Origin of the sequence: Aeromonas sp. 602658, assembly GCF_049173005.1 — a bacterium.
Classification (GTDB): Bacteria; Pseudomonadota; Gammaproteobacteria; order Enterobacterales; family Aeromonadaceae; genus Aeromonas; species Aeromonas veronii_A.
In genome coordinates this window covers 1-20,277 of sequence record NZ_JAAKRF010000015.1, presented here as the reverse complement: position 1 = coordinate 20,277, position 20,277 = coordinate 1, and the positions used below count along the sequence as shown (strand labels likewise).

20 protein-coding genes are annotated in these 20,277 nt (G+C 60.8%); 12 read left to right on the top strand and 8 right to left on the bottom strand.

Annotated elements, in window-relative coordinates; all coding sequences use genetic code 11:
* Window positions 1-49: 49 nt before the first annotated feature.
* Window positions 50-1,051, bottom strand: a complete 1,002-nt coding sequence (locus G5253_RS12300) for a sulfate ABC transporter substrate-binding protein (RefSeq protein ID WP_266135303.1) — start codon at window positions 1,049-1,051, stop codon at window positions 50-52.
* A gap of 217 nt (window positions 1,052-1,268) precedes the next feature.
* Between G5253_RS12300 and G5253_RS12295 the strand changes: the two genes are divergently transcribed.
* From G5253_RS12295 to G5253_RS12280, 4 genes are all read left to right on the top strand, one after another.
* Window positions 1,269-2,531 (top strand): MgtC/SapB family protein, encoded by a 1,263-nt coding sequence (locus G5253_RS12295; protein WP_245148107.1) that lies wholly within the window; start codon window positions 1,269-1,271, stop codon window positions 2,529-2,531.
* 86 nt (window positions 2,532-2,617) lie between these two features.
* Window positions 2,618-3,208 carry a sugar O-acetyltransferase gene (locus G5253_RS12290; RefSeq protein WP_245148108.1) on the top strand — a complete coding sequence of 197 codons (591 nt, stop codon included), beginning with the start codon at window positions 2,618-2,620 and terminating at the stop codon, window positions 3,206-3,208.
* Window positions 3,205-3,543, top strand: a complete 339-nt coding sequence (locus tag G5253_RS12285; RefSeq protein ID WP_139442953.1) for a DUF1294 domain-containing protein — start codon at window positions 3,205-3,207, stop codon at window positions 3,541-3,543. The genes G5253_RS12290 and G5253_RS12285 overlap by 4 nt, the downstream gene beginning before the upstream one ends.
* Window positions 3,544-3,707: 164 nt before the next feature.
* Window positions 3,708-3,920, top strand: a complete 213-nt coding sequence (locus G5253_RS12280; protein ID WP_245148109.1) for a hypothetical protein — start codon at window positions 3,708-3,710, stop codon at window positions 3,918-3,920.
* Between the two features lie 85 nt (window positions 3,921-4,005).
* On the opposite strand, the gene yrfG is transcribed toward G5253_RS12280, so the two are convergent.
* Window positions 4,006-4,686, bottom strand: a complete 681-nt coding sequence (gene yrfG, locus G5253_RS12275; RefSeq protein ID WP_266135302.1) for a GMP/IMP nucleotidase — start codon at window positions 4,684-4,686, stop codon at window positions 4,006-4,008.
* 147 nt (window positions 4,687-4,833) lie between these two features.
* On the opposite strand from yrfG, the gene nudE reads away from it, so the two are divergent.
* From nudE to G5253_RS12260, 3 genes are all read left to right on the top strand, one after another.
* Complete coding sequence (gene nudE / locus G5253_RS12270) at window positions 4,834-5,442, top strand: ADP compounds hydrolase NudE (protein WP_168769989.1); 609 nt, start codon at window positions 4,834-4,836, stop codon at window positions 5,440-5,442.
* Between the two features lie 37 nt (window positions 5,443-5,479).
* Window positions 5,480-6,292, top strand: a complete 813-nt coding sequence (gene cysQ, locus G5253_RS12265) for a 3'(2'),5'-bisphosphate nucleotidase CysQ (protein WP_005357849.1) — start codon at window positions 5,480-5,482, stop codon at window positions 6,290-6,292.
* A gap of 437 nt (window positions 6,293-6,729) precedes the next feature.
* Entirely contained in the window at window positions 6,730-8,001 is a 1,272-nt protein-coding gene (locus tag G5253_RS12260) for an aromatic amino acid transport family protein (protein WP_266135301.1), read from the top strand.
* A 68-nt stretch (window positions 8,002-8,069) separates the two neighbouring features.
* On the opposite strand, the gene G5253_RS12255 is transcribed toward G5253_RS12260, so the two are convergent.
* From G5253_RS12255 to metJ, 3 genes are all read right to left on the bottom strand, one after another.
* Complete coding sequence (locus G5253_RS12255; RefSeq protein ID WP_266135300.1) at window positions 8,070-8,408, bottom strand: tRNA-binding protein; 339 nt, start codon at window positions 8,406-8,408, stop codon at window positions 8,070-8,072.
* A gap of 71 nt (window positions 8,409-8,479) precedes the next feature.
* Window positions 8,480-9,214 carry an AraC family transcriptional regulator gene (locus tag G5253_RS12250; protein ID WP_266135299.1) on the bottom strand — a complete coding sequence of 245 codons (735 nt, stop codon included), beginning with the start codon at window positions 9,212-9,214 and terminating at the stop codon, window positions 8,480-8,482.
* A 41-nt stretch (window positions 9,215-9,255) separates the two neighbouring features.
* Window positions 9,256-9,579 carry a met regulon transcriptional regulator MetJ gene (gene metJ, locus G5253_RS12245; RefSeq protein ID WP_005340251.1) on the bottom strand — a complete coding sequence of 108 codons (324 nt, stop codon included), beginning with the start codon at window positions 9,577-9,579 and terminating at the stop codon, window positions 9,256-9,258.
* A 205-nt stretch (window positions 9,580-9,784) separates the two neighbouring features.
* Between metJ and metB the strand changes: the two genes are divergently transcribed.
* Window positions 9,785-10,957, top strand: coding sequence for a cystathionine gamma-synthase (gene metB, locus G5253_RS12240; RefSeq protein ID WP_266135298.1), 1,173 nt, complete (start codon window positions 9,785-9,787; stop codon window positions 10,955-10,957).
* A complete protein-coding gene (locus G5253_RS12235) occupies window positions 10,957-13,413 on the top strand; it encodes a bifunctional aspartate kinase/homoserine dehydrogenase II (RefSeq protein ID WP_265061607.1) in 2,457 nt (818 codons plus the stop codon). Before metB ends, G5253_RS12235 begins: the two co-directional genes overlap by 1 nt.
* A 91-nt stretch (window positions 13,414-13,504) precedes the next feature.
* Here G5253_RS12235 and G5253_RS12230 read toward each other — a convergent pair whose 3' ends face one another.
* Entirely contained in the window at window positions 13,505-14,770 is a 1,266-nt protein-coding gene (locus G5253_RS12230) for an inorganic phosphate transporter (protein ID WP_042053268.1), read from the bottom strand.
* A gap of 25 nt (window positions 14,771-14,795) precedes the next feature.
* Window positions 14,796-15,476: a TIGR00153 family protein gene (locus G5253_RS12225; protein WP_100654622.1), complete on the bottom strand. Its 681-nt coding sequence runs from the start codon at window positions 15,474-15,476 to the stop codon at window positions 14,796-14,798.
* A gap of 169 nt (window positions 15,477-15,645) precedes the next feature.
* Here G5253_RS12225 and G5253_RS12220 point away from each other — a divergent pair, with 169 nt between their 5' ends.
* On the top strand, window positions 15,646-16,614 hold the full coding sequence (locus G5253_RS12220; RefSeq protein ID WP_266135297.1) for an inorganic triphosphatase: 969 nt from the start codon (window positions 15,646-15,648) through the stop codon (window positions 16,612-16,614).
* Window positions 16,615-16,705: 91 nt separating this feature from the next.
* Here the strand turns inward: G5253_RS12220 and dapA are convergent, their stop codons facing one another.
* Entirely contained in the window at window positions 16,706-17,578 is an 873-nt protein-coding gene (dapA, locus tag G5253_RS12215; RefSeq protein ID WP_266135296.1) for a 4-hydroxy-tetrahydrodipicolinate synthase, read from the bottom strand.
* A 280-nt stretch (window positions 17,579-17,858) separates the two neighbouring features.
* Here dapA and rsmC point away from each other — a divergent pair, with 280 nt between their 5' ends.
* A complete protein-coding gene (gene rsmC / locus G5253_RS12210; RefSeq protein ID WP_266135295.1) occupies window positions 17,859-18,887 on the top strand; it encodes a 16S rRNA (guanine(1207)-N(2))-methyltransferase RsmC in 1,029 nt (342 codons plus the stop codon).
* Between the two features lie 151 nt (window positions 18,888-19,038).
* Window positions 19,039-20,256: a glucose-1-phosphate adenylyltransferase gene (gene glgC / locus G5253_RS12205; protein WP_005340236.1), complete on the top strand. Its 1,218-nt coding sequence runs from the start codon at window positions 19,039-19,041 to the stop codon at window positions 20,254-20,256.
* Window positions 20,257-20,277 lie beyond the last annotated feature (21 nt).

The window sequence follows — 20,277 nt, the reverse complement described above, 5'->3', positions numbered from 1 at the left end:
CTCCTATCGGCTGGCACAGTGGCCAGTTCAGTGATGGATAACGAAGCTATCAACGACCCGGCTGATAGATCTGGTCAAACAGACCGCCCTGGGCGAAGTGTTTCTTCTGGGCTTTCTCCCAATCCCCTTCCAGATCCTTGACGGTAAAGAAGGCAAGCTGCGGGAACTGGGCTGCCGTCTCCTTCAGGATCGCCGGGTTGCTGGGGCGATAGTGATGTTTGGCGACGATATGTTGCCCCTCGTCAGAGTAGAGATAATCGAGATAGGCCTTGGCCACCGCTTCGGTACCGTGCTTCTTGGCCACCTTGTCCACTACCGCGACCGGCGGCTCCGCCAGAATGGAGACCGAAGGCACCACCAGCTCGAACTTGTCGCTGGCCCCCGCCTGACCAATCACCAGCAGGGCTTCGTTCTCCCACGCCAGCAGCACGTCACCGAGACCGCGCTCGGTAAAGCTGGTGGTGGCACCGCGGGCGCCTGAGTCCAGCACCTTCACGTTCTTGAAGAGATCGCCGACAAACTGCTTGGCCCCCTCTTCACTGCCGCTCTTCTTCAGGGCATAGCCCCAGGCGGCCAGATAGTTCCAGCGTGCCCCGCCAGAGGTCTTGGGGTTGGGAGTCACGATGGCGACATCCTTGCGCACCAGATCATCCCAATCCTTGATCTGCTTGGGATTGCCCTTGCGCACCAGGAAGACAATGGTGGAGGTATAGGGCGAGGCGTTGTTGCCGAGGCGACTCTGCCAGTCGGCAGCGGTCAGCCCCTCCTTGGCGATGGCGTTGACATCGTAGGCCAGCGCCAGCGATACCACGTCGGCCTCCAGTCCATCCACCACAGCGCGGGCCTGCTTGCCGGAGCCACCGTGAGACTGGCTCACCACCACGTCGTCGCCGGTTTTGGCCTTCCACTCCTTGGCAAAGGCGGCATTGTACTCCTGAAACAGCTCGCGGGTCGGATCGTAAGAGACGTTGAGCAGGCGGATCTCGGCGGCATTGGCCTGACCAAATGCCAGCAGAGAGAGTAGGGTCAGGGCGGTCATTCGCAGTTTCATGGTGATTCTCCATATCTTGTTGGGTTGAGAACAGCATGCCGTGGAGTTGTTATGCCCAGAAGAAAGAAATAACTCTTTGCTTATCTCTTTTGCTCATATCAACTCAGCCACCCGCACCGGGAGCTGGACGCAGACTCTGTGAGCCATGCCCCTCTGTGACCTCAAGCGCTGTGCCATCATGGGAACAAGGCAGGCAGATGACGAAAAGGAAGTCGTTATGTGGATCAATGCAGAACCGGTCAACGGTGCCCTGGTCTCGCTGGCCATCGGCCTGATTATCGGACTGGAGCGGGGCTGGCAGGTGCGCCAGCTGGGGGATAACCAGCGCATCGCCGGGATGCGTACCTACGGCCTTATCGGCCTGCTTGGCGGGGTCTGCGGTTTGCTGCTGCCGACTCTGGGCCCCTGGCTGCCACTGCTCGGCCTGCTGGCGGTGGTGATCGGCTGCGGCCTCTCGGTCTGGCTGGCCCAACGCTGGCAGGGGGAGTTCGGTCTCACCAGCTCGGTAGCCATGCTGCTCACCTATCTACTGGGGCTGATGTCGGTACTGCTGAGCCCGAGCGAGGCGGTGGCCTGCGCTGTGCTGGCCGCCCTGTTGATGGGCTTGAAGGGACAGATCCAGCAGGGGATGCTGTTTCTCAGCGAAACCGAATTCCACGCTACCCTGCGCTTTTTGCTCATCTCGCTGGTGCTGCTGCCTGTGCTGCCCAACGAGGAGATGGGGCCCCTCGATGCTTTCAATCCCTTCAAAATCTGGCTGATGGTGGTGGTGATCGCCGGCATCTCGTTTTGTGGCCACTTCGCAGTACGTCTGCTCGGCACCCGCGCCGGGCTGGTGCTCACCAGCATACTGGCGGGATTGGCCTCCTCCACCGCCCTTACCCTGCAGTTCGCCCGTCTCAACAAGGAGCAGGGCGGGCTGGAGCGACTGCTGGCCACCGGCATCCTGCTGGCAGGGGCCACCATGTGGCTGCGGCTGCTGGTGCTGGTGCTGCTCATTCACAGCGAACTGGCGATGCGCCTCATCGCCCCCCTGTTGCTGCTGGCCACCACAGTCTACGGCTTTGCCTTCTGGTTCTGGCGCCAGCGCGAGGAGCTAACTGACGGCCCGGTACAGCCGGAAACCAGCAACCCGCTCGATCTGTCCACCGCCATCAAGTTCGGCCTGCTGCTGGCGCTGATCGGCTTTATGGCAACGCTGCTGCAAGACAAGGTGGGCAACTCCGGGGTCTATCTGCTGTCGCTGGTGTCGGGGATCACCGATGTGGACGCCATCACGCTGTCGCTCTCCCAGCTTTCCCACAAGGAGCTGGCGCTGGAGGTGGCGGCCCGCGGCATCCTGCTGGCCGGTCTGGTCAACTCGCTGGTGAAGGGGCTGCTGGCCCTCGGCATCGGCGGGCGCAGTCTCGGGCTGCGGGTATTGCTCCCCTACTTCGTCTCGGCCCTGCTGATCCTGCCCCTCGTCTGGCCCACAGGTTGACGGGGATCACCTGCAACAAGTGACAGACTGACGGCGCCCCTGACAGTCACGTATACTGCCTGCTCTTGCAGCATGAGGAGGTAGCAATGGCGAGCGACTGGGACAAGGTACTGGCAGGCGGGGCGCTGGATGACCAGAGCGAGGAGATAGCGAACGACCGGATCCGCGGTCAGGCGCTGCTGGCCAAACTCAACAGTTCATCGGCGGGCGATGCCCCTCTGCGCCAGCAGATCTGCCGCGAGCTGTTCGGCCACTGCCCCGACTCCTGCTGGATCAGCACGCCATTTACCTGCGAGTTTGGCCGCAACATCCATATCGGCGAGAAGACCTTCTTCAACTTCAACGTCACCATTCTCGACGTGGGCGAAGTGCACATCGGCAGCCATGTGCTGCTGGCCCCCAACGTGCAGATCTACACCGCCACCCACACCATGAACTATCTGGAACGACGCAACTGGACTGCCTACAACAAGCCAGTGCGGATCGGTGACGACTGCTGGATTGGCGGCGGCGCCATCATCTGCCCCGGCGTCACCATAGGGCCGCGCTCCATCATTGGCGCCGGCGCCGTGGTCACCCGCGACATCCCGGCCGACTCGGTGGCGGTGGGCAATCCGGCCAGGGTGATCCGCACCCTCAAGCAGGACGAGGAGCGCTGCTGGGAGCTGGCCCAGTGATGGCGCTGGCACTGCTGCCACTGGGCGCAGCCCTCTGGCTCGGCCTCGGCGAGCAGCAGTGGTGGCCGCTGGCCGTGTTGCTCACCATGAGCCTGCTCACGGTGGCCGCCTACGCCTGGGACAAGCGGCAGGCAGTGCGCGGCGAGTGGCGCATTCCCGAATCGAGGCTCCATCTGCTGGAGCTGTGCGGCGGCTGGCCGGGCGCACTGGTGGCCCGCCAGTGGTTGCGTCACAAGACCCAGAAGCGCAGCTACCGGCTGGTCTTCTGGTTTATCGTGCTGCTGCACCTCACCCTGTGGGCCCTCTGGCTTGGCCGCCCCCTCTGGCAGCAATAGCCACCCGGGTAAGCAAGGTGGTGGCTTGGCCGCCCTCTCTGGCAGCAATAGCCAACTGCATCACAAAGGCGAAACGGGGCCCATTGCGGCCAATTGGCGGCTATGAGAAAACAGAACGGATCCATCAGCGTTTTCGCCGTTTATAGACGACAAGGAGTCGTGACATGACCATGTGGACAGGCATAGTCCTGATCGTATTTATCAGCATATTGTTCGGATATCTCGGCAAACGGGCTCGCTACCAGATGGGGGATGCCCGCATCACCGATCGCCTCGGCAAGCAGGATATGATCATAAGAGAGCTACAGGAGCGGATCGCCAATCTGGAGGCGATCGTCATCGAGGAAGAGAAACGGCGCCCGTTTCGGGAGCTGTGATTTTTCGCCATCAGGCGTCAGATAACCAAAATTCAAATCAAAGAAAGAGGGCTGCATGATGCAGCCCTCTCTCGTTTCAGCAAATTCAGATTGCCAGCGGCAGCAACTCCGCATAATCGCGGATCGCCGGAAAAGCGGTGATGTTCTGCTCCGGCTTGCAGCTGTCCGGATTCTGGATCGCCAGCTGATAGCCGATGCCATAGTCGGCGGCGGCCCGCAGGATCCGCTCGCTGTCATCCACAAACAGGGTGCGGGCCGGATCGAACACCAGCCGCTGTGCCAGCGCCTGCCAGCAATGCTGGCTCTCCTTCGACCAGCCCAGCTCATGGGTACTCACCATCAGATCCAGATGCTCGCTCAGCCCCAACTGCGCATCCTTCACCGACAGACTGGCGGGGTGGGCGTTGGTGAAAAGCACCAGCTGCTTGCCCGCGGCACGCAACTCGGCCAGAAAGGGGATGGCATGGGGTCGCCACTGGATCTTCGCCAGCAGCTCCTGCTTGAGGGCGCGAATATCGAGCCCCAGGGTCTCGCTCCAGTAATCCACGCAGTACCAGTTGAGGGTGCCGTTGACCGCCTGATAGTGGACGTCGATCTGCGCTTTGGCTTCATCCAGCGGCAGACCGAGCCGCTCGGCGTAACGCTCCGGCACCAGCTGCTGCCAGAGGTGGTTGTCAAAATGCAGATCGATCAGGGTGCCATCCATATCGAGCAAGACGGTATCTATCTGGTGCCAGGGCAAGGTGGTAGCGCGGGAGTGTGGCATCGGGTCTCTTGATCTCGGTGTCGCGAAAGAAATGGAGCGGCAGTATAGCGGATTTTTCCTCCCCCTTTGCCATCCCTGGCCCGTGGTGTTCGGTGTGAGAGTCGTTTACTCTTGAAGCACGATTTTTTAACGAGCTGCCAGCGTCCGATGAGCGACCCCCACAAGAGCAAACCCGAGCACATCTCTGCCGACCAACTGGATCATCCCAAGAGCAAACCGGAGATCCTCAAGGCCGATATCGTGGCCGAGAGTCGGCTGTTCAGAGTAGAGTCCCTCCACCTCAAGTTCTCCAACGGCGAAGAGCGGGTCTACGAGCGGATGCGCGGCGGCAATCGTGGCGCCGTCATGGTGGTGCCGCTGTTCGATGCCCACACCCTGCTGCTGGTGCGCGAGTATGCCGCGGGCACCCACTCCTACGAGCTGGGCTTTCCCAAAGGGCTGATCGACCCAGGCGAAGATGCCTTCGAGGCGGGAAACCGGGAATTGATGGAAGAGGCGGGCTTTGGCGCCAACAGCCTGACCCTGCTCAAACAGGTGTCGCTGGCGCCCGGTTACTTCTCCAGCAGGATGGACATCCTGCTGGCCCGGGATCTCTTCCCCGAGCAGCGGATCGGCGACGAACCCGAACCGCTGGAGGTAATCCCCTGGCCGCTAAACCGGATCGACGAATTGCTGGCACGGCCCGACTTCACCGAGTCGCGCAGCATCAGTGCCCTGCTCTTGGCCCAGAAGTGGCTGGCGGAGCAGGCAGAGTAGCCCGCAGACGGGCAGTTAACAGACAGAGGATAACGAGATGCAGGAGTTGTTGGCCTGGGTGCCGGGGGTCAAGGAGATTGCCCGCGAAGCCGGAAGGATCCTTCACGACATCTATCATGGCGGTCAGTTCGAGCGTCAGCTGAAGGAGGATGCGACCCCGGTCACCAGTGCCGATCTTGCTGCCGATGCCTACCTCAAACAGGCGCTCTCGGCGCTCACCCCCCATGTGCCGGTACTGACCGAAGAGGCGGCCGACATCCCCTTCAGCCAGCGATCCAACTGGCGGCAGTACTGGCTGGTGGATCCCCTCGACGGCACCGGCGAATTTATCGCGGGTAGCGGCGATTTCGCCACCCTGATCGCCCTGGTGCGGGACAATGTGCCGGTGCTCGGGGTCATCTATGCTCCCGAGTCCAATGTGCTCTACTGGGCGGTGCGCGGCTACGGCGCCTTCAAGGAGGTGAATGGCGAGGTACTGCCCATCAGCGCCATGCATCACGAGCATGACCAGCCCGACTCGCTGGTAGTAGCCATCAGCCGCCGCCAGAAGCTGGAAAACCTCACCCGCCGTCTCAACCCGGCCATCAACTACGAGCTGATCCCGCTCGGCTCCAGCTCCCTCAAATCCTGTCTGGTGGCGGAAGGAGCGGCCGATTGCTACGTGCGACTAGGCCCCACCGGCGAGTGGGACACCGCCGCCGCCCAGTGCATCGTCGAGGCAGCCGGTGGCCGTATCCTCAGCCTGGCGTTGCAGCCACTCAGTTACAACGAAACCGAGTCGCTGGAGAACCCTGACTTTATCGTGATGGGGGATCCGGATCTCGCCTGGGGCAACATTCTGGCCCACTAGGCGGATAGCGATGTCATCACAGCAGACAAGCAGGCGGCCCGATGGCCGCCTGCTTTTTCAGGGAAGTTGCCCCGGGTGATGGCCGGTGTGATCCGCTGGTCAAGGTGCTCTTGAACAGCGTGATACGCTGGCAAAGCGGCAAAATGATAGTGAAACATCACAATCGGTCGGCGAGAAATGGTGCGATTTTTCACGTAATTCTGAAAACGCCTGATTAGCCAAAATAAAAAAATGGCAGTAGATCAAATTTTGGTTTTATATTTCACAAAAATCACCAATATCAGTTTTGTTTCATTCTGCGGTCCAGATTCCATTCCCAATCTCGCTGGCTAAACCCCGCAATGGCAGTGATATGTTTCAGTCTCGCTTTTTGAGAATTAAATCCCGATAAACCACAATTAACTCAGATTAAAACACTAACAAAAAGTGAATTAGTAATGAGTTTATCTGTAGAGGCTACCAAGGAGCTATCCGGTTCCTGCTCCACCACGGCCAGCATCACCCGCTGGCGCCGTCACGACACCCACTGGGTTATCAGCCTGTTTGGCACCGCCGTTGGCGCCGGCATCCTGTTCCTGCCTATCAATCTGGGTCTGGGCGGGATCTGGCCCCTCGTTATCGTCGCGGTACTGGCAGGCCCCATGACCTTCCTCGCCCACCGCGGGCTGGCGCGCTTCGTGCTCTCCTCGTCACGCCCCCACGCCGACTTCACCGAAGTGGCGGAGGAGCACTTCGGCAAAATGGCCGGCCGCCTTATCTCTGCGCTCTACTTCCTCTCCATCTTCCCGATCCTGCTCATCTACGGGGTCGGGCTGACCAACACGGTGGAGAGCTTTATGGTCAACCAGCTCGGCATGGCGACCCCGGATCGGGTGATGCTCTCCGGCCTGCTGGTATTTGCCATGATCGCCGTGATGCTGGCGGGGGAGAAAGCGATGCTGCGCGCCTTCGCCTTTATGGTCTATCCGCTGGCGGCCATTCTTGCGGCCCTCTCCTGCTACCTGATCCCTCAGTGGCAATGGCCGGAAGTGACCGCGTTTGAAGGAGTCAGCTTCCTCAACACCGTCTGGCTGGCGCTGCCAGTGACCGTGTTCGCCTTCAGCCACGCCGCCGCCATCTCCGGCTTTGCCAACGTGCAGCGTCGTGAATATGGCGAGCAGGCAGAAGCCAAGAGCGGCCTGATCCTGCGCAACACCACAGTAATGCTGGTGGGCTTCGTGCTGTTCTTCGTCTTCTCCTGCGTGCTGAGCCTCTCGCCAGCCCAGCTGGCTGAAGCCAAGGCCCAGAACGTCTCTGTGCTCTCCTATCTCGCCAACATCACCGACAACCCGGTGATCGTGACTCTGGGGCCACTCATCGCCTTTATCGCCATCAGCTCCTCCTTCCTCGGCCACTTCCTCGGTGCCCGTGAAAGCCTGAAAAGCCTGATCGCCAAGCCTACCGGCCTGCCGCTGGCCAAGGCGGACAAGCTGGGCATCGCCCTGATGTTCTTCTCTATCTGGGGGGCCGCCGTCATCAACCCGGGCATTCTGGGGCTGATGGAAACCCTCTCCGGCCCGGTCATCGCCATGATCCTGTTTATCATGCCGGTGATTGCCATCTACAAGGTGGAGGCGCTGGCCCGCTTCCGTCACGGCTGGACCAACGGCTTTATCCTGCTGACCGGTTCGCTGGCGGTATCGGCGCTGATCTTCAGCCTGTTGAAGTAAAGGCGAGCAACAAGCAAAAAGAGAGGCGACCCCGGGGTCGCCTCTCTTGTCTCTGTTCGGGTGTGAACTCAGCCCAGCCTGGCGCCGTTCTCCACCGCCCGCTCGGGAATAGCCATCACCACGGCGCCATCCTGCCGGTAGAATCCGGTCAGCAGAAACTCCGACTGAAACGGCCCTATCTGTTTGCTCGGGAAGTTGACTACGGCGATGATCTGGCGGCCCACCAGCTGCTCTGGCTGGTAGAGAGCGGTGATCTGGGCGCTGCTCTTGCGAATCCCCAGTTCAGGGCCAAAATCCGCCCACACCTTGTAGGCCGGTTTGCGCGCCTCGGGGAACGGCTCGACCCGCACCAGAGTGCCCACCCGGAGCTCCACCATCTCGAAATCCTGCCAGCTAATCGTCTCCATTTCGGCTCCTGTTTATCGTGCACTTGCATGACCCGCAGCATGGCCCAAAGAGAGCATCCCGTCTTCGGCGATCAGCCGTTTCGTTGCGGCAGGTGGCCGTTTTGCTGGCGCCAGAGGGACGGAGTAAGCCCGTTCTCGGCCAGGAAGCGCTCGCCGAAGGCCCCCTGATTCTGGTAGCCGCAGCGGCTGGCAATCTCCCCAACGGGCAGTTGCGTACCGGCAAGCAGGGTGCGCGCCAGAGCTATGCGCCGACTGCGAATGTAGTGGGAGACGCTCACCCCCAACTGCTGGCGAAAGGCTAGCTTGAACTGGCTCTGGCCAAGGCAGGCGATGGCGGCGAGTTGCTGATTGGTCAGCGGGGCGGCGAGGTTGGCATCGATATGGCGTTGCACCTTGAGGATGCGGGCGGCAAGGCGTGGAATGACAGCGCTCTGCATCCCCTGCCCTTCAGCCAGCAGGGAGAGCCACACCTGCTCCATGCCCGCCACCTGCCGCCCTTCGGCCACCATGCGGTGCAGAAAAGCGAGGTAGTGGCGCTGGGGCTCATCCAGCTCGATAAAGGGGCAGGCCGCCAGATCGCCGGGTAGCCAGTCGCTCTCCTGCACCAGAAACGAAAGCGCAGGATCAGCGGCGTAGTAGTGCCGCTCGCCGGGGGCGATGACGCAGACAGAACCGGGGGCAAGCCTGCGCCCCCGGCCCTGCACCTCGATCTCGAGGGGGCCGTCGAGGGGGATCACCAGCTGGGCAAAGTCGTGGCTATGGCTGCAGACGTGGTGGTGATAGTGGCGCAGGCTGAAGCGGGACATGGCAGATAGCAATGACGCGGCCAGGGCCGCGTCATTGGGGGTTATTCCTTGTCGAAATCTTCGATCTCTTTGCCCAGCGCTTCCATGATGGCGCGCGCTTCGGCCGGGACACTGTCCGGTTGATCCTTGCGCAAGTCTTCGTCGCAAGGGAGCGGCTGGCCGGTGAAAGCGTGCAGGAAGGCTTCACAGAGCAGCTCGCTGTTGGTCGCATGACGCAGGTTGTTCACCTGACGGCGGGTGCGCTCATCGGTCAACACTTTCAACACCTTGAGCGGGATCGAGACGGTAATCTTCTTGACCTGTTCGCTCTTCTTACCGTGTTCCGCGTAGGGGCTGACGTAGTCGCCGTTCCACTCTGTTCCCATGACTCACCTGTTCTCATTTAGCCGTGAGCGCGGATTTTAACCCTTAAGGAAATTAATGGCAATCCAACAGCAAAGCCATTTAGACGTCTGGAAGTGTTGACGGCTTTTTTGAGCTGGCGTAGTGTGGTTGTCCATGAGCCCGCAGTGACGGGATGGCGCGTGGCAGCAAGATGCCGGCGTGTGAAGAGACATCAAGGAGAGTGATATGACCCACAAGGCTACCCTGGCGGTTCGCACCGGGATTGAGACAGACACACAGCACGGTGCCGTGGTGCCCCCCATCTACCTCTCCAGCAACTACACCTTTGCCGACTTTGGCGAGCCCCGTCAATACGATTATGCCCGCTCCGGCAATCCGACCCGCACCAATCTGGCGGACGCGCTGGCGGCGCTGGAAGGGGGCGCTGGCGCCGTGGTCACCGGCACCGGCATGGGCGCCGTCCATCTGGTCACCACAGCACTGCTCAAGGCTGGGGATCTGCTGATTGCCCCTCACGACTGTTACGGCGGCACCTGGCGCCTGTTCGAGTATCTGGCGGCCAAGGGCCACTACCGGGTGCAGTTTGTCGATCAGGGGGATGAGGCCGCTCTGGCCGCCGCACTGGCGCAAAAGCCTGCACTGGTATGGGTCGAGACCCCCTCCAACCCGCTGCTGCGGGTGGTGGATATCAGCGCCATTGCCAGCGCCGCCCACGAGGTGGGTGCACAGGTAGTGGTGGACAACACCTTCCTCTCCCCCCTGCTGCAACAGCCGCTGGCCCTCGGTGCCGACGTGGTGGTGCACTCCACCACCAAGTACATCAACGGTCACTCAGACGTGGTGGGCGGAGTGGCGATTGCCAAGGAGGCCGCACTGGCCGAGTCGCTGGTGTGGTGGGCCAACTGTCTGGGACTCACCTCCGGGGCGTTCGACTCCTACCTCACCCTGCGCGGCCTGCGTACTCTGGCCCCCAGATTGCGCGCCCATCAGGAGAACACCGATCGCATCCTCGCCTTCCTGCAACAGCAGCCGCTGGTGAAACGCATCTATCACCCCAGCCTGCCGAGCCATCCGGGCCACGATATTGCGCGCCGTCAACAGTCCGGCTTTGGCGCCATGCTAAGTTTTGAACTCGATTGCAGCGAGGCGGGCATTCGCGCCTTCCTTGCGGCCCTCACCCTCTTCTCGGTAGCCGAGTCCCTCGGCGGGGTGGAGAGTCTGGTGGCCCATCCGGCCAGCATGACCCACAGGGCCATGACCCCGGCGGCGCAGCAAGCAGCTGGCATCAGCGCCCAGCTGCTACGGTTGTCGGTCGGTATTGAACACGGTGAAGATCTGGTGGCCGATCTGGCACAGGCTTTTGCACAGGCGCAGCAGGCAGAACAGGTAGCGAAGTAATGGAACAGCAGCAACAAGGAGAGATCGCGGTGGCAGCAGAAACAGGCTTGAAGCGACGTCACGTCCACAAATTCGGTGGCAGCAGTCTGGCGGATCCGGTCTGTTATCGCCGGGTCGCCAGCATCGTTGAACAACAGGTGGGCGGGGATGAACTGATCGTGGTCTCCGCCGCCGGCAAGACCACCAACCGGCTAATCCAGCTGGTGGAGCTGGCCGAAGCGGGGGACGAAGCCGCCGGTGAAGCCATCTCGGCCCTGCAGGCCTATCAGCAGAGCCTGATCGACGGCCTGCTGGAGGGCGAGCTACAGCTTGATCTGAGCAAGCAGCTGGCCGACGACATGCAGCTGATCGCCAAAACGCTGGAGGGACAGTTTGACCGCTTTGCCCGCAACGGACTGCTCGCCTTTGGCGAAGTGTGGTCGGCGCGCCTGCTGGCAGCCCTGCTCACCAGCCGCGGCGACAAGGCTATCTGGCTCGATGCACGCAGTTTCCTGCGCGCCGAGGATGGCGCTCTGGTCAAGGTAGATACTGCGCTCTCCAGCGAACTGCTCAAGGCGCGACTGGCGGAGCATGCCGGTCGCATCGTGGTAACCGGCTTTATCGCTGCCGACATGGAGGGGCGCTCCCTGCTGCTCGGTCGCAATGGATCCGACTACAGCGCCAGCCTGTTGGCGCTGCTGGCGGACGGCGAATCCACCACCATCTGGAGTGACGTGGCCGGGGTCTACAGTGCCGACCCGCGTCGGGTGAAGGAGGCACGCCTGCTGGAGCGCCTGAGCCTCGCCGAAGCGAACGAGCTGGCCCGTCTCGGCTCTTCGGTATTGCACTCGCGCACCCTGCAACCTGTGGCCGACAGCCGCCAGCGCCTCACTTTGCGCTGCAGCTACAACCCGGATGAGGGCTGCACCCATATCCTGCGCCGCGCCCCCCGCTCCGGCGGCGCCCGCATCGTCTCCTCGGTGGATCAGATCGCCCTCATCGAGCTGAAGGTGCTGCCGCAGACCAACTATGAACAGACGGTGGCCACCATCGAGGCCCATCTGGCCCGTCACCGCCTCAACCCGCTCACCCTGCAGCGCCAGCCGGATCGCCGGATCCTGCGCCTCGCCTACACCCTCGAGGTGGCACAAGGCGCCTTCGAGCTGCTGCGCGACTTCCAGCTGCAAGGGAGCTTCACTGGCCTCATCCAGAAAGAGGGATACAGTCTGGTAGCGCTGGTCGGCGCCGGTGTCACCGACAACGCGGAGCAGTGTCACCGCTTCTATCAGCTGCTGGCAGATCAACCACTGGAGTTCGTACAGGTGGCCCGAGATGGCCTGAGTCTGGTGGCCGTGCTGCGTCAGGTAGTGCTGGAGCCGCTGCTCATCGCCCTCCACAGCGCCCTCTTCAGCCGCCCGACCCGGGTTGGACTGGTGGTGTTCGGCAAGGGCAATATCGGCGGCCACTGGCTGAGCCTCTATGCCCGCGAAAAGGCACGGCTGGAACATGAACTCAATCTGGCGCTCACCCTCTACGGGGTGTTCAGCTCGGAAGGGGGCCTGCTGGATGAAGAGGGACTCAACCCCCTCAAGGTACAGGACAACTTCAATCCCAAGCCGCTGATCTGGCCGGAGTTGCTCTCCCAGCTTGAGCAGCACGGCTTCGATGCGCTGATTGCGCTGGACATGACCGCCAGCGAAACGGTGAGCCGCTACTACCCCGACTTCGCCCAGCTCGGCATTCATATCATCGCCGCCAACAAGTTTGCCGGTGCCGCCGACAGCGAGTTCTACCAGCGCATCAAGCAGACCTGCCGTGACCATCAGGTGCAGTGGCGCTACAACGCCACCGTGGGCGCCGGGCTGCCAATCCAGTCCAGCATCCAGATGCTGCGCCAGAGCGGCGACCGCATTCAGGGGGTCTCCGGCATCTTCTCCGGCACCCTCTCCTGGCTGTTCCAGCAGTATGACGGCACTCGCCCCTTCTCCGAGCTGGTGGACGAAGCATGGCAGCACGGCCTGACCGAGCCGGATCCCCGCGAGGATCTCTCCGGTCAGGATGTACGGCGCAAGCTGCTTATTCTGGCGCGGGAAGCAGGCTTCGAGCTCGACTCCGCCGATATCGAGCTGGAGAATCTGGTGCCCGTCACGCTGCGCAAGGTGACCGCCGATCAGTTCATGGACAGACTGAAAGAGCTGGATGGCCCGATCCAGACCGCCTTCGAAGGGGCCAAGCGCCTCGGCAAGGTACTGCGCTACGTGGCCCGCTTCGAGCATGACGGCAAGGCGCGGGTCGGACTGGAGGCGCTGGAGCCCCATCACCCGTTTGCGAACCTCTTGCCGTGCGACAACATCTTCGCCATCGAGAGCGACAGCTACCGCACCAACCCGCTGGTGATCCAGGGGCCGGGGGCGGGTCGGGAAGTGACCGCCGCCGCTATCCAGTACGATCTGTGGCAGATCTGCGCCAGCCTCTAAGGTGATATGCAAAGGGAGCAGCACTCAGCTCCCGCGCACAATAAAAAAGCCCGAGTCGATGACTCGGGCTTTTTGCAGAATGCCGCTTCGATTAGGAGAAGCAGGCCTGCAGCACGTAGAAGATGGCGATAGCCAGAATGGCACCTGCAGGCAGGGTGATGATCCAGGAGACCACGATGTTGCGCAGTACCCCCAGGTTCAGCGCCGCAATGCCGCGCGCCAGACCGACACCCATCACAGCACCGACGAGGGTCTGGGTGGTGGAGATGGGCAGACCGGTACCGGAGGCAATCACTACGGTCGCGGCAGTCGCCAGCTGGGCGGCAAAACCACGGCTCGGGGTCAGGTGAGTGATGCCGGTACCGACCGTCGCCATCACCTTCTCGCCCATGGTCGCCAGACCGATCACGATACCGATACCGCCGAGGGGCAGGATCCACCAGGCAATGGCTGCCTGACTGGAAATCTCGCCACCGGAAGCCACGATAGAGGCCACCGCAGAGAGCGGGCCAATGGCGTTGGCCACATCGTTGGAGCCGTGGGCAAAGGCCATGGCACAGGCGGTGATCACCATCAGGATGCCGAACACCTTCTCCACGTTGGCGAAGTGCATCTTGCTGTCATCCTGCGGGTTGTACTTCTGACCGCGAATGTAGATCCAGCCGGCAAACGCCACTGCGATGGAGATGGCGATGGAGAGCAGAATGCCCTCGCCATCGCTCAGGTGCAGACCGACGTGGGTCAGCCCCTTCTTGATGGTCACCAGACAGATCACCAGCGCAGTCAGGAACATGTAGAACGGCACATAGCGCTTGGCGTTGTTCAGGGGATCATCAGTGTTGAAGATAAGCTTCTGCACGCTGATGAACATGAAGTAGGCGATGACACCTGAGATGGCCGGGGTGATGACCCAAGAGCCGACGATGCCGCCAAACTTGCTCCACTGCACCGCTTCCGGGCCAATGCTCACCACCGCAAAACCGACGATGGCGCCGATGATGGAGTGAGTGGTGGATACGGGCCAGCCGAAGTAGGAGGCGAGGATCAACCAGGCGCCTGCCGCCAGCAGGGAGGCGATCATGCCGAGCACCAGCAGATCCGGTGTATCGGCAAAGGCGTTGCTGTCGATGATGCCGTTACGGATGGTGGCCGTCACTTCGCCACCGGCCAGATAGGCACCGGCAAATTCGAAGATCATGGCAATGATGATCGCCTGACGGATGGTCAGGGATTTGGTGCCGACCGATGTTCCCATGGCGTTGGCCACGTCATTCGCGCCAATGCCCCAAGCCATCAAAAAGCCGAACAAGGCCGCCACGAGCACCAGAGTGGTGCCGTAATTCGCGATAATGTCCATTAATAGTGTTTACCCAGTCAGTCGATTACGAACGAGCCAGCATCAGTTCCAGACGGGCGCCTACGCGCTCGGCCTGATCTGCCAGGTCACCTACCCATTCGAGGATCTTGTAAAGGAACATCACATCAATCGGATTGTAGTTCTGCTCAACCGCTTGCAGCTGTTGGCGCAGTCCAATCTGCATGGTGTCTGTATCGTCCTCGATCAGATCCAGCTGGTGGATCATCTCGGCAACCATTTCCACTTCCCGTCCTTTGAAGCCGGTCTCGAGCAGCTCGTCGAGCTCCCCGATCGCTTTCTCGGCCTGAGCGGTCGCATCAATACAACGTTTGAGGTAAGCCATGAAATCCGTCCGCATTTCGGCGGGGAACTCCATGCGACGACCAAGCATGCGGCCGGAGATATCCTTGGCACGGTTGGCAATCTTGTCTTGCTGGGTCAACAGCTCCAGCAGGTCGGTACGTGCAACCGGCAGGAACAGGCCGCGAGGCAGTTTCAGACGGATTTCACGCTTGAGGGTATCTGCCTCTTTTTCCAGTTGGGCGATCTGCTGCCGGATCTTCTCGGCATCTTCCCAACGGTCTTCGGCAACGGCGTCAAAGAAAGGAACCAACTGCTGGGAGCACTGGTGAACCTTGACGATATGCTTCTGCAGCGGCTTGATGGGGGACTTGGCAAAAAGCCCCAAAATAGTATTTACTGGCATGGCCAAACCTGTGTCGGTGAAAAAACACTCGATACGATTTTATGAGGCGCGCATGGTAACCGAACTGCGCCCTCAATTAAACCGCGAATTAATCTAGTCGTCTCGCGGGCATTATATCCCCGCGACCCGAATCCTGCCCCCCAAAGTTGCCTGCCAGCCCGGAATGACTATGCAAACTGAGATCGAGATAAAGTTTTTTGTCGCCCGCGACATTCAAGCCGAGTTATCCAACCTGCTGAATTCTCTTGAGATTAAAGAATCGTCACAACAGCAGCTCGGCAACGTCTATTTCGATACGCCGACCCTCGACCTGCGTCGTCTGGATATGGGGCTACGCATTCGCCGCTGCGATGCCTTCGCCGAACAGACCATCAAATGCCGCGGCCAGGTGGTGGGCGGCCTGCACGCCAGACCCGAGTACAACACCCCCGTGAGCGGCGATCTGCCGACCCTCTCGGCCTTTCCCGATGAGATTTGGCCGACCCTGAGCGAGCGCGACCACATTCAGCAACAGCTGGTCGCCCAGTTTCGTACCGACTTCCTGCGCCGCCACTGGCTAATTGCATTCGAGGGGGCCGAGATTGAGCTGGCCTGGGATCAGGGAGAGATAGTCGGCAGTCAGGGCAGCACCACCATCAACGAACTGGAACTGGAGCTCAAATCCGGCGATACCGCGGCGCTATTTGCACTGGCCCGGCGCCTCGCCAGGATCGGCGGGCTGCGCCTTGGCGCCCAATCCAAGGCCCAGCGCGGCTATCGACTGGCTGGTCTTGGCAAACCGCTGGCCCTGCAGGCGCTGGTCGAACATGAAGGTATGGATGGCATAACGGGGGTAAGCGAGGGGCTGCGCCACTGGCAGCATCACGAGCAGCTCAGGCTGGAGCATCCTCAGGATAAAGGCATTCAACAGCAGGCACTCGCAGCCCTGTGCCAGGGGATCGATCTGGTCGCCCGCAGTGCGGCCGCGCTGCCACAACCCGCACCTTGGCTGCCAGCTCTGACCAGCCTGCACGCCCATCTGCAAGCCCAATCGGACGAGCAAAACGAGTGGCCTGCCGAACTGGCCGATCTCTTCCTCTATCCGGCGTATGTCGAGTTGCAGCTGGCCATCGCTGCATGGCTGCATCACGCAGCCTGAGTGGGGCCATACCGGTACTAAAGGTCGGAAATAAAGACCGGAAACAAAAGCCGAAAACAAAACGGGTGAGCCTTGGCTCACCCGTTTTGCATTACAGCAGGTTGAGCTGCTGCATGGCGCTGCGAATGCGCTCGCGGGTCGCTTCCGACAGCGGCATCACCGGCAGTCGGCACTCCTCGCTGCAGAAACCGAGCAGGGAAGCGGCAAATTTGGCACCAGCCGGGCTCGGCTCGGCAAACATCGCCTGATGGAGCGGAATGAGCTTGCCTTGCAGCTCACGCGCTTCTTGCCACTTGCCCGCCAGCGTGAGGTTCTGCACCTCGGCTACCAGCTTGGGGGCCACGTTGGCGGTCACCGAGATACAGCCTTGGCCGCCGCCGATGTTGTAGGCCACAGCCGTGGCATCTTCACCGGATAGCCAGGCGAAGGGCTTTTTGATCAGCTGGCGCTCGGTCCAGGGGCGCGCCAGATCGCCGGTGGCATCTTTCACCCCGGCAATGCGCGGCAGCTCGGCCAGACGGGCCAGGGTCGCGGGTTGCACGTCAACGATGGCGCGCGGCGGGATGTTGTAGACGATGATCGGCTTGGCGGAGGCATCGTGTACCGCCTTGAAGTGGTGGTAGAGCCCCTCCTGATTGGGACGGTTGTAGTAACCGGCTACATGCAGAGTGGCATCAGCCCCCACCCGCTCGGCATGGAGGGTGTACTCGATGGCTTCGACCGGATTGTTGGAGCCCGCTCCGGCAATCACCGGAATACGGCCAGCGACCTGTTTGACCACCAGCTCCACCACTCTGCAATGCTCGTCGTGGGTAAGGGTCGGACTTTCCCCCGTGGTACCCACCGGCACAATGCCGTGAGTACCCTGCTCGATATGCCACTCCACCAGACGCAGCAGCGCCTCTTCATCCAGCTTTCCCTGTCGAAACGGGGTGATCAACGCAACGATTGAACCTTGAAACATGGGATCTCCTTCTCCTAAATGACGCGCATATGGCAATAAAAAACCCCGGTACGATGTGCGCAACCGGGGTTTGAAGCTTCTCAGGGATGAGAGGTTACGCGCGAACGTCGGCAGGCCCGAATTTCAGGCTTTTTTTGTGCTTTCGTTTCAACCCGTTGAACCGCATTTCGTCATCTCTGGTCAAAAAATGGTGTCTGGGCATATTTCGGGAACACGGCATAAATGTCAAGGCGAAAGGGGCTATGTATAATGGCCGCCCAAAATTGCGTGGAGAGACCCGATGAGCAGCCCAATCAGTGCCGTCAGCCAGATGCTGGAACGAAACCAAGCCCTCTTTGTCGGCAAGCGGCTACTTGTCTGCGGCGCGCTGGAGGATGACTACCCCCGCCAGCTGGCGAGCCTGGCCCAGACCCTGACCGTCTTTACCACCGATTACTGCTACTACCGCAGCCAGCAGGCGGCCCTCGGCGAGGCCATTCTGTTCGACCACCAGCTAGGCGGAACGCCCCGCTTCGATGCCCTGTTGCTGCTGATGCCCAAGGCCAAGGCCGAGGCACAATATCTGCTGGCCATGATGACCCCCTTGCTCGAAGCGGGTGCTGACCTGTTCCTCGCCGGTGAAAACCGCGGCGGCATCAATGGCGCCGACAAGCTGCTGGCCCCCTATGGCGAAAAGCCGATCAAGCGCGATTCGGCCCGCCGCTGCTCCCTCTATCATGGTGAGCTCTGCAAACCGGTCGCCCCGTTCGATCTGGATAGCTGGTTTGGCCGCTATCAGTGCAAGGCGGGTGATACCGAGCTGACCGTGCTGGCGCTGCCCGGCGTCTTCAGCGCCGCCGAGCTGGACCTCGGCACCCAGATGCTGCTGGCCGCCGTGCCGCCGCTGAAGGGCGAGCTGCTCGATTTCGGTTGTGGCGCCGGAGTGATTGGGTCTGTGCTGGCCAAGCGCAATCCGGATCTGCAGGTCAACATGGTGGATATCAGCGCGCTGGCGCTCGAATCGAGCCGCCGCACCCTGGCGATCAACGGTCTGCAGGGCAAGGTCACCGCTTCCGATGTCTATTCGGATGTATCCACCCGTTTCCAGCACATCGTCTCCAACCCGCCATTCCATGCGGGTCTCAAAACCTTCTATGCGGCAACCGAGCAGTTCCTGGCCAAGGCGCCGGAATTTTTGCTGCCAAATGGTTCGCTGACCATTGTTGCCAACGCCTTCTTGCGCTACCAGCCTATACTGGAGACACACTTCAAACGGACTGAAGTGATCAGCAGTGATGCCAAATTCAAGGTCTATCTGAGCAAAATGTAAATAAGTGTAAGCAGCACAATAAAACAGCTAGAGAGCGCCATCCGGCATCTGATAAGGTATTAAGCGCACGATTAAAACCACCCCTTTAGGGGTGTTTTTATACCGAACATTGAAAACCTTTTCATGTTGTTAATTCAGGGAGAGAAATACGATGGCAGGCATATTGACCATGATCCTGGCTGGTGGCGAAGGTACTCGCCTGCAGCCTCTGACCACTACCCGCAGCAAGCCTTCCGTCCCCTTTGGTGGCAGCTACCGGCTGATCGACTTTGTCCTCAACAACTTCGTCAACGCCGACTTTCTGCGCATCTATGTACTGACCCAATTCAAATCACAGTCCCTCTACCTGCACATGAAGAAGGGCTGGAATATCGTCGGCATCACCGACCGCTTTATCGATCCCATCCCGGCCCAGATGCGGATGGGCAAACGCTGGTATGACGGCACCGCCGACGCCATTTACCAGAACCTCGGCTTTATAGAGCGGGCCGAACCGGATCACGTCTGCATCTTCGGTTCCGACCACATCTACAAGATGGATGTGAGCCAGATGGTCACCTTCCACAAGCAGAAGAACGCCGCCATGACTGTCGCGGCCCTGCGCATGCCCATCGAAGAGGCGAGCGCCTTCGGGGTGATCGAGGTGGATACCGAAGGGCGGATGATCGGTTTTCAGGAAAAACCGAAGCAGCCCAAGCACATTCCCGGCGATCCGACCCAGGCGCTGGTCTCCATGGGCAACTACATCTTCGAGACCGATGCCCTCTGCCGCGAGTTGAAACGGGATGCCGCCGAAGAGAACTCCAGCCACGACTTTGGCAAGGATGTGATCCCGAGCCTCTACCCGCGCGCCCCCGTCTATGTCTATGACTACAGCACCAACGTCATCCCCGGCGAGAAACCGCACGTCTACTGGCGGGACGTGGGCACCCTCGACTCTTATTGGCAAGCGCACATGGACCTGGTGGCCGACAATCCCCCCTTCTCCCTCTATAACCGCAAGTGGCCCCTGCACACCCACTATCCGGCGCTGCCGCCTGCTACCTTCATCGACAGCGACGAGTGCAAGGTGAAGATCGCCAACTCGCTGATCTCCGCCGGTTGCTTCATTCAGGGCAGCCAGATCCAGCGATCCATCCTTGGTTTTCGCTGCAATATCGGCGCGTGCAGCCATATCAGTGAATCCGTGCTGCTGGGGGATGTGAAGATTGGTGAAGGCTGCTCCATCCGGCGCGCCATCATTGATAAAAACGTTGAAATTGCGCCCGGCACCGTTATCGGTGAAAATCTGGACCACGATAGAGAGCGATTTACCGTATCCGAAGGCGGTATCGTGGTGGTACCTAAGGGAGCAAGAGTTGGCTATTAACCCACTGAAAATCCTGTTTGT